Here is an 8,605-nt window from a genome sequence, read left to right as displayed (position 1 = left end):
GAATATCTTCTTCAATTATAGAACGCTGAGAGTAAGGAAGATCAGATATTTTCTGGTGAACATTACTCAAACCATTGTTAGGGTTCACACCCAACTCTTCAAACTTCGCCTGATGCTTTTCAAAAAGTTCTTTGAAGTAAACAGTAACCGCATGCCCAAATACGATCGGATGCGAGACCTTCATCATGGTGGCTTTAACATGTAGAGAGAACAACAAGTCAGCTCTTCTTGCACCTTCCATCTCTTCTTCAAAGAACTGACGCAAAGCTTTAACACTCATAAACATGCCATCGATCACTTCTTTCTCAATGACAGCTGTCTTTTCTTTAAGTACGGTCACTTTTCCATCTGCTTCAACAAGTTCAATACGAACATTGCCAGCTTTTTCAATTACCGTAGACTGCTCTTGGTCGTAAAAGTCGCCGCTACGCATATGGGCAACATGTGTACGTGACGCCTGACTCCACTTACCCATGGAGTGTGGATATTTACGCGCATAGGCTTTAACGGAAGGTGGCGCGCGACGATCTGAATTACCTTCACGCAGAACAGGGTTTACCGCACTACCCAACACTTTGGCATACTTTGCTTTAATCTCTGTTTCTTGCTCGCTGCCAGCTTCGTCGGGGTACTCAGGAATATCATAACCCTGATCCTGTAGCTCTTTAATTGCTTCTTTCAACTGAGGAATTGATGCACTGATATTCGGCAATTTAATAATATTGGCTTCCGGATGTAGCGTTAATTCGCCCAACTCAGCTAACGCGTCTGGTACGCGTTGCTCTTCAGTCAGTTTCTCGGGGAAGGCTGCCAAGATACGTGCAGCTAAAGAAATGTCGCTCTCATCAACGGACACGCCAGCGGCGGAAGTGAAAGCGTTGAGTATAGGAAGTAAGGAATAGGTTGCCAGTGCTGGCGCTTCATCTGTTTTTGTGTAGATAATCTTGGATATTTCTGTTGTCATTTTTTCCCCAAACTGTACCGGTAGGATAACCAATGGAACTAATTTTACACACTGAGGACCTGACAACTCGTGATCACCAGACCCAGCGAAAATTATGCGTAAACGCTAGTGTAGCTAAAAAAGGAAGAAATTTCCCCTTCTACTTAAGTTTTATAACAAATTCAAAAGAGATAGTACTGAAATAAGATGGCATAATTATGTCAATAAAGGCGATATCCTTCATTCAAGTTTTCTGCTGAGGTTTTGGCCCTCTATTACTCGAATGCTCCATCCAGAATCATCTGACGAAAAAGCGCTGCAATTGACGTTTCTAAAGCCAGGACCTCATCACGTCGAGTAACAATTAAGGAGTAACTTTCGATTTCATTTGCCCCAGCATAAACATCAACACGCCCCTTATTAGCAAAAAACTCTCCCACCAATAGCAACTCCCCCCCGATACGTTCATAGAGCTCCAAAGCCACCAAATAACAGTGAGAGCCCGATGCTGGTAAAATACCAAAAGTCAGCACTGAAGCCGTATAAGACGCACCATCACTTGCCGCATCACCAAGCCCTTCACACGCACCGCCATCAGGGAAGGCAGATATCAACTTCGCCACATAAGTTGCTTCTTCTGGAGAAGCTTTTCTAAACCCAAACTTTGAGGCCACATTCGCGAACATTTGACCGACCTCAAGCGACGAGTGATGCAGCTCATAAAGCCCCCCACCTTCTTGAGACGCAAGAATCAACTGACTTCTATCAACATGCAAGGCAGAAGATGAAATCTTAGCATTACTCGCATTAACTAAATATTGCCTCGCGTCTGACGTCGTTGTTGAACAGGCCGATAACAGGCCCAGCAAACACATCAACAATAGTAATTTCATTTCTATCTGAGCCACAATTTAATCTCACCCTATTTATAGATGGGCTGGCATTCGCTCTCAACACCTGCCGATAAACTTCTAAATCACTGATAAACATAGTAACACGCCACCCATTTCTGAACACTTAAATAACTGTCAGCTTTTTTTACACAATAAACAAAAAAACCATAGAAAGAAAAATATCAAATAACTTATCCTACTGTTATATATATATTTTATGGATCATTGGCACAACTAATGCTTTGAACAACAGTTATAATTAACGGACTATTTTGTAGTCGTCATTTAATTACAAATAAGGAAAATTACATGAAACTTAAGCAGCTTTTAGCAGCAGCAACTTTAGCAGTTACCTCTGTATGCGCTCTTGCAACACCTCAGTACACTGGTGAAACGTCCGCAACAAACATCAACCTTGGCTCACAAGGAAACGGTTATTACCTTTGGACAACTGAAGGCAATGACTATCAATGGAATGTTCGTTGGAGAAGCCCAAATGTATCATCAAACGCCACATGGTTTGGTAGCTTCGAAGTCGTAAATGGCAGCTCTCCTACAGCTACAACCATTAGCTTTGACGGCAGTGACTACACCTCTACAAGCAACTGGGGCAATACTATCAACTGGACTGCAAAAACAAATAGCAATGGCTATGATGGGTTTACCTTTGACCTTGACAAAGACACAAAGCTTACTCGCTTTAACTTGGGTTCAAGCCTTTTTGCTGACCTGGAAGACAACACAACAGATCCAGGCACTGAAGACTTCGGCATCTTCATCGGCCAAAACTATGCAACACCAAACGTTCTAGTTGGTAGCAAGCCATATACGAAGTACAAAAATGTTGACGGCGTAATCGTAGAATCGCGCGGTGACGGCATCCACCAGTCATTCGAAGTATCAGTTGCAGAGCCAGGCACTCTAGCTCTTCTAGGTCTTGGTTTGGCTGGTCTAGGTTTCGCTCGTCGTAAGCAAGCTTAATCTAGCACTCGCAAGTAATAATAAAAAAGCCTCGCATTTGTGAGGTTTTTTTATGCCTATCAATCTTGTCTAAAACCACCCACTATTTAAGTCATCTTTACACGACCAGTATTGCTCACTATATTTTTTAGCCCGAGCCTCAACCTTCTTCGCTACCTTTTTTAGCCAAGGTTTTTTTTCATAACTAGCTCTACGATAACCACCATGCCCTTCGTGATAATTTAGGTATTGTGCGTAGGCATCCCATTTACTAACCTTGTTTATCTTGCTACTTCGATTCATATACCAACCGACAAAATCAATCGCATCATCAAAATCATCGCGATCTGCAAAGGTGCTCCCGGCGTCAGCTACATATTCTCCCCAAACAGGAGTCTTAGCCTGAGAATAACCATACGCATCGCTCGCTCGACCGATAGGAATAAATCCAAGGAAGTACTCCATCGGCGGTGCCGCATCGTATTTAAAAGATGACTCTTGATACATTATGGCCATTGGAATGTGAACAGGGACTCCCCAGCGTTCCCGTACATCGAGCGCGGCATCATGCCAGTCTGGCTTTTCTTCGAATATTTTACAAATATTTTGAGGTTGTTCAGGCGGCAAGCTGGAGCAGCCAGCCAGACTTAAACCTCCAAGCAAAAGAAAACTAAAGCGATAATTAGACAAGCTCTCCCTCCTTACTTTTACCTATTCTCCAGATAAAGATCACCAACATCTGAACCAAAATTAGCGGAATAGCGTAGATAAGCAGGCTATTCCAGCCAACACTATAAATAACTACTCCACTAGATATTGATGCCGCAGCCTGGAATACAAACACAAAAAAGTCATTAAAACCCTGTACTTTATACCTCTCGGCAGGTTGGTACACTTTAGGAAGCAAAACCGTACCTGCGACAAATAGAAAGTTCCAACCAATACCTAGCAACACCAATCCAAGCCAATAATGCATCACATTCTGACCTGAAAGCGCTATCATCAAACACACCGTATAAGCTGCCAAACCAGCCAGCATCAAGCGATATTCACCAAACTTTGAAATCAGATATCCACTCACTAAGGAAGGCAAGAACATCGCAAGAATATGGCTCTGAATAACCCATTTAGTATCTTCTAAAGAATGCCCTTCCATGACATGCATACTGACGGGCGTAGCGGTCATAACATAACTCATCACCGCATAACCTATGGTTGCCGACATCACCGCCACCCAAAATAAGGATGAATGCATGATATCAATTAAAGGACGGCCGCCGAGTTCTTCCTCACCCCCTGTCACGACAACGGGCTGAAAAAACAACATAACAACACCACTTAATAAACAAAGAATTGAAAGCAGAGTAAACGAGCCCGAAAAGGGCACTTCATGCAACGCCCTCCCCAGATGAGCCAGCTCTGGCCCTAGTATCGCCGCAATAAGCCCACCCAACAACACGAAGGATGCAGCTTTTGGTGCCAGATATGGCTCAACACTCTCCATTGCCGCAAAACGATATTGCTGAATAACGGCCAGGGCACCACCTAGCAATACAGTACTCAAACAAAACAACCAAAAACTTTCATAAGATATAGAAATCGCAGCAAAACATGATACCAAAGCGCTATATAAGGAGGCAGCCAAAAAGATCTTTTTTCTACCGAAACGCTGCATTAGACGCGAGACCGGAATCACGGCACAGGCGGTACCAATAACAATGCCCGCTACAGGCAATGTGGAAAGTTCTGGATCAGGAGCAAGCGATGCCCCGACCAAACCACCGATAAACACAACCATTGGCGCAATACACAAGCCCAGCGCACCAGATAACAATAAAACCAATACATTTCTATTCATTCCAAGCAAGGTTCTTCCTCATATATCCTTTTTCATGCTATCTACCGCGCAGGCTATTCACCAAGCGTATAAATCGTCTTTGCCATACGCAAATGACGCTGTATATAATGGACACCACCATTAGCCAACTAGCAAGGCAATTACTATGCAACAATATCACGTCTATGGTTTAGGCGCCGCCCTCGTCGATACTGAAATTGAAGTCACCGATGAATTCCTATCCCAAGCTAATATTGAGAAAGGTCTAATGACCTTGGTGGATGAAACCCGCCAAGCCGAAATACTAGAGCTAATGAAAGAACACTTGGTTGGTAGTAAAAGAGCCAGCGGCGGCTCGGCATGCAACTCGATTATCGCTGCCAGTTACTTCGGTGCCAAGACCTATTATTCCTGCAAAGTATCAGACGACGAAAACGGCCTATTCTTCCAACAAGATACCCAAGCAGCGGGCGTGACCACAAGCGATAAAGCCCACCCGAATGGTACAACCGGAAAATGTCTGGTTATGATTACCCCTGACGCCGAACGAACCATGAATACATTCTTGGGCGTAAGCGCTGAATTAGATGAAGCACAGCTTGATGCTAAAGCTATTGCTCAATCTGAATACCTGTATATCGAAGGCTATCTCGTTACATCACCTAGTGGCAAACAAGCGGCCATCAAAGCACGGGAAATTGCCGAGCAGCAGGGTGTAAAAACGGCAATTTCCCTCTCTGACCCAGGAATGGTCGAGTTCTTTGGCGAAGGGCTAAAGGAAATGATCGGCCAACAGGTTGATTTATTATTCTGCAACAAAGACGAAGCACTCGCCTGGACACAAAGCAATAACATCGAAGATGCTGCTGAAAAGCTTAAAGAAACTGCAAAGTCTTTTGCAATTACTTTAGGAAAAGATGGCGCTCTCGTTTATGACGGCAATGAAATCTCAATAGTCGCTGGCGTTGAAGCAAAAGCAATCGATACAAATGGAGCCGGCGACATGTTCGCAGGTGCATTTCTTTATGCAATCACTCATGACCAAACCTTTGCCCAAGCAGCAACGCTTGCTAACAGAGCCGCAGCTCAAGTGGTGAGTCAGTACGGCCCGAGACTCAGACCAGAACAACATGCAGATCTGAAGTTCTAGATAAATATTCTTCCCGTTTAACAGCCTCGACTCATGAGGCTGTTAAATCTTATCACGACCTGAAACTGCAGATTAAAGCTCCCGTTGTTCCCTTTTCCAAATCTTCGACTACACTATTAAAATGTGAAACTTAAGGTAAGCTGTATAAAACTAAACACATTGCCTTTTTCCAATAACGCTGTTTATAATCGAAGGGCGTTACTTACAAAAAATGATTCAAGGAATTGCTATGAAAAAACTAATTTTAGGTGCATTCATTCTTTCTGCTCCATTTACTGCAATGGCTGCCGGCGGTCACGGTCCTGCAGGGTGCGGCTTAGGTACTGAAGTTATTTTCAAAAATGCAGATGAATGGCATGAGCACGTTCTTGCCGCAACAACTAACGGAATAGCCAGCCAAACTTTTGCTATGACCTCAGGCACACTTGGCTGTGAAGATGCAAACGGCCCTCTAAAAGTCCAAGTATCCCTTTTTATAGATAAAAACCTTGACCAACTGGCTCAAGACACTGCAATTGGTGAAGGTGAAACACTTGCTGCACTATCTGAACTTGTTGGCGTTGCTAAAGAAGATGCTGCTACATTCAATGCTGCATTGAAAGCAAGCTTTGACCAAATCTTTATGTCTGAAGCAACAACTTCTGGTGACGCATACCAAGCATTGGTTAGCGTAATGAGCCAGAACAAGACTCTTGCTAAATACCTAGGCTAATTAGCCTCGTTTAATCTACGCTTACGCTAGATCTAGAATCTAAAAAAGGGCACAATTTGATGCCCTTTTTTTGTGCCAGTTAAAAGACCGGCATTCACCCTAACGAGAGATATCATGCACTGCCCTTACCATTACATTCTGGTGAATGTAGCTTTTCTTGCCTGTCTAAGCTTTAACTCTCTCGCGCAAACGATACCAGATTCAAAACTTACTTCCCTAGCGGATAATGAACAATGGCTCGACCTTCTTCATTTTCACCAAATAGGCTTTATTCCGCGATTTGAAAGTCAGGTTGATGACGACAGTTTTTTTATCGCTCCAGACGGAAAGTACTCGCCAAAGTCTGAGCTCAAGGCTAATATTGCAGCGTTTACTGGCGACAGCAGCAACCTTGAGCTTATTTGCCAGTTCCCTGCTCGTTTTCATTGGCTAACACAACAACTCCCTGAATTGAACTTCCCCGAAGCCAAGTGCCCAGATTATGAGGACTGGTTCGCCAAGATCGACCCTAAAAGCTTAACCTTAAGCTTCCCGGCGGCCTATCTGAACAGCCCCTCCTCAATGTTTGGACATACCTTTATTCGTATAGATCGCGCCTCTGGCAGTAATGCACTACTAGACTACAGCATCAACTTTGCCGCCAATGCCAACCCTGACGATAATGAGCTAGTCTTTACCTATAAAGGTCTTTCCGGTGGCTACCCCGGTGTCTTTACAATTCTCCCCTACTATGAAAAAGTCAAAGAATACAGCCACCTGGAGTCACGCGACGTTTGGGAATACGCTTTAGACCTGACACAAGAAGAGGTCGAACAGTTTGTCCGACACACCTGGGAAATAAGAACGGTTCATTTTGATTATTATTTTGTAGATGAAAACTGCTCCTACCAATTACTCACCTTATTGGATGCAGCCAGCGAACGCTTTAACTTCGTCGACGCCTTCAAACTCAGCGCAATCCCTTCCGATACAGTACGCGCCATTGAACAAGCAGGAGCGGTAAAGCACGCACGTTTTCGCCCTTCTACCTTAAGCCTGATGACTCAGATGATCGATAACTTAAGCGATGATGAGATCCACCTTGCCAGGAACTTGGTAGAAGATAACAAGCTTGCAACAAACCACTTGCAAAGATTGGATACAGAAAGTCAGGCAAAGGTTTTGGAATTGGCCTACCAATACAGCCGCTACCTGGCAGTGAGAAAAAAATCCGACCTTCCACACCTTGGCAAACGAACGATCGAACTACTTTCGACTAGAAGTAAGATCGATAAGACTAAAGTATTTCCAGACTTTCCAACACCTAAGTATCGTGACGATCAAGGACATAACTCACGCCGATTAACGCTAGCCGGCGGTTATGACGGCAGCCACCATTTCCAGCAACTGGAAATTCGAGCAGCATACCATGATCAACTGGATGCCTTACCTGGCTATATTCAAGGCGCTAAACTTGAAATGCTTAACATGAAAGTTCGTCGTACCGAGGTAAATAACGAGGCAAAGACTCGACTCCAAGAACTGAAACTCATCGATATTGCCTCCTACACACCTCGAAACCTACTAATTACACCAATTTCCTGGCATGTTGCGACAGGCTTTTATCGACCTCGCAGCGCCCCTGAAGAGTTAAGCAGTTTTTTGAATGCTGGTGGAGGGCTGAGTTATGAATATCTTGGGCAGCGTCTATACATCCTTACTGACGGAGAACTGAATCTCGATAATGATATCGATAAAGGCTACTGGTTAGCAGCAGGCCCCCGACTTGGCTGGCTAAGCCAGCATGAAGACTGGAACCTAAAGCTAGAAGCCTATCGCCCCTTTGATCTCTTCGGCGCTAAGTTCAAGCGCTTGGATATTGAGCTTGGCTTTAGCTTCAACCTTGGTGCTCAATGGCAAATCCGGGCACAAACGGCTTACCACAGCTTTTATCAGCAACAAACCAAAGAACAAGCCTATCAGCACTCCTCCAGTTTTTCTCTGGTTCATTATTTTTAAGAGTAAGAAAAAGGGTTTCTCAATCGAAAACATACATTCCCTCGTCTCGCTGGCAGGGTTAGCGCGGGGTAGACTCAGCGAGGGGTGGAACCCTCTGCCTACAGATATGAGG

The 8,605-nt window shown here is 44.2% G+C and carries 8 protein-coding genes; 4 read left to right on the top strand and 4 right to left on the bottom strand.

What is annotated here, in order from left to right; all coding sequences use genetic code 11:
* Positions 1 to 964 (bottom strand): NADP-dependent isocitrate dehydrogenase (locus A3756_RS07105; protein ID WP_197481241.1); only part of this gene is annotated, 964 nt, incomplete at its 3' end.
* Between the two features lie 254 nt (positions 965 to 1,218).
* Positions 1,219 to 1,851: a hypothetical protein gene (locus A3756_RS07100; RefSeq protein ID WP_068515171.1), complete on the bottom strand. Its 633-nt coding sequence runs from the start codon at positions 1,849 to 1,851 to the stop codon at positions 1,219 to 1,221.
* A gap of 294 nt (positions 1,852 to 2,145) precedes the next feature.
* Between A3756_RS07100 and A3756_RS27595 the strand changes: the two genes are divergently transcribed.
* Positions 2,146 to 2,817 (top strand): PEP-CTERM sorting domain-containing protein, encoded by a 672-nt coding sequence (locus A3756_RS27595; RefSeq protein WP_068515173.1) that lies wholly within the window; start codon positions 2,146 to 2,148, stop codon positions 2,815 to 2,817.
* 69 nt (positions 2,818 to 2,886) lie between these two features.
* Here the strand turns inward: A3756_RS27595 and A3756_RS07090 are convergent, their stop codons facing one another.
* Positions 2,887 to 3,486 (bottom strand): hypothetical protein, encoded by a 600-nt coding sequence (locus A3756_RS07090; RefSeq protein ID WP_068515177.1) that lies wholly within the window; start codon positions 3,484 to 3,486, stop codon positions 2,887 to 2,889.
* A complete protein-coding gene (locus A3756_RS07085; protein WP_068515180.1) occupies positions 3,479 to 4,654 on the bottom strand; it encodes an MFS transporter in 1,176 nt (391 codons plus the stop codon). The genes A3756_RS07090 and A3756_RS07085 overlap by 8 nt, the downstream gene beginning before the upstream one ends.
* 145 nt (positions 4,655 to 4,799) lie before the next feature.
* On the opposite strand from A3756_RS07085, the gene A3756_RS07080 reads away from it, so the two are divergent.
* The 3 genes from A3756_RS07080 (at position 4,800) to A3756_RS07070 (ending at position 8,493) form a co-directional block, all read left to right on the top strand.
* Positions 4,800 to 5,783 (top strand): adenosine kinase, encoded by a 984-nt coding sequence (locus A3756_RS07080; protein ID WP_068515182.1) that lies wholly within the window; start codon positions 4,800 to 4,802, stop codon positions 5,781 to 5,783.
* 229 nt (positions 5,784 to 6,012) lie between these two features.
* A complete protein-coding gene (locus tag A3756_RS07075) occupies positions 6,013 to 6,495 on the top strand; it encodes a DUF3015 family protein (protein ID WP_068515309.1) in 483 nt (160 codons plus the stop codon).
* 114 nt (positions 6,496 to 6,609) lie between these two features.
* Entirely contained in the window at positions 6,610 to 8,493 is a 1,884-nt protein-coding gene (locus tag A3756_RS07070) for a DUF4105 domain-containing protein (RefSeq protein ID WP_068553173.1), read from the top strand.
* The last annotated feature ends 112 nt before the right edge of the window (positions 8,494 to 8,605 follow it).

This window comes from Oleiphilus sp. HI0086 (assembly GCF_001635225.1).
The sequence above is the reverse complement of the archived record's forward strand: the minus strand, read 5'-3'. Positions and strand labels throughout refer to the sequence as shown.

What these genes read in the sequence shown, in the direction of transcription:
- A3756_RS27595 (WP_068515173.1), top strand. Translation starts at nt 2,146, where the DNA reads ATGAAACTTAAGCAGCTTTTAGCAGCAGCAACTTTAGCAGTTACCTCT.
- A3756_RS07085 (WP_068515180.1), bottom strand. Translation starts at nt 4,654, where the DNA reads ATGAATAGAAATGTATTGGTTTTATTGTTATCTGGTGCGCTGGGCTTG.
- A3756_RS07075 (WP_068515309.1), top strand. Translation starts at nt 6,013, where the DNA reads ATGAAAAAACTAATTTTAGGTGCATTCATTCTTTCTGCTCCATTTACT.
- A3756_RS07070 (WP_068553173.1), top strand. Translation starts at nt 6,610, where the DNA reads ATGCACTGCCCTTACCATTACATTCTGGTGAATGTAGCTTTTCTTGCC.
- A3756_RS07080 (WP_068515182.1), top strand. Translation starts at nt 4,800, where the DNA reads ATGCAACAATATCACGTCTATGGTTTAGGCGCCGCCCTCGTCGATACT.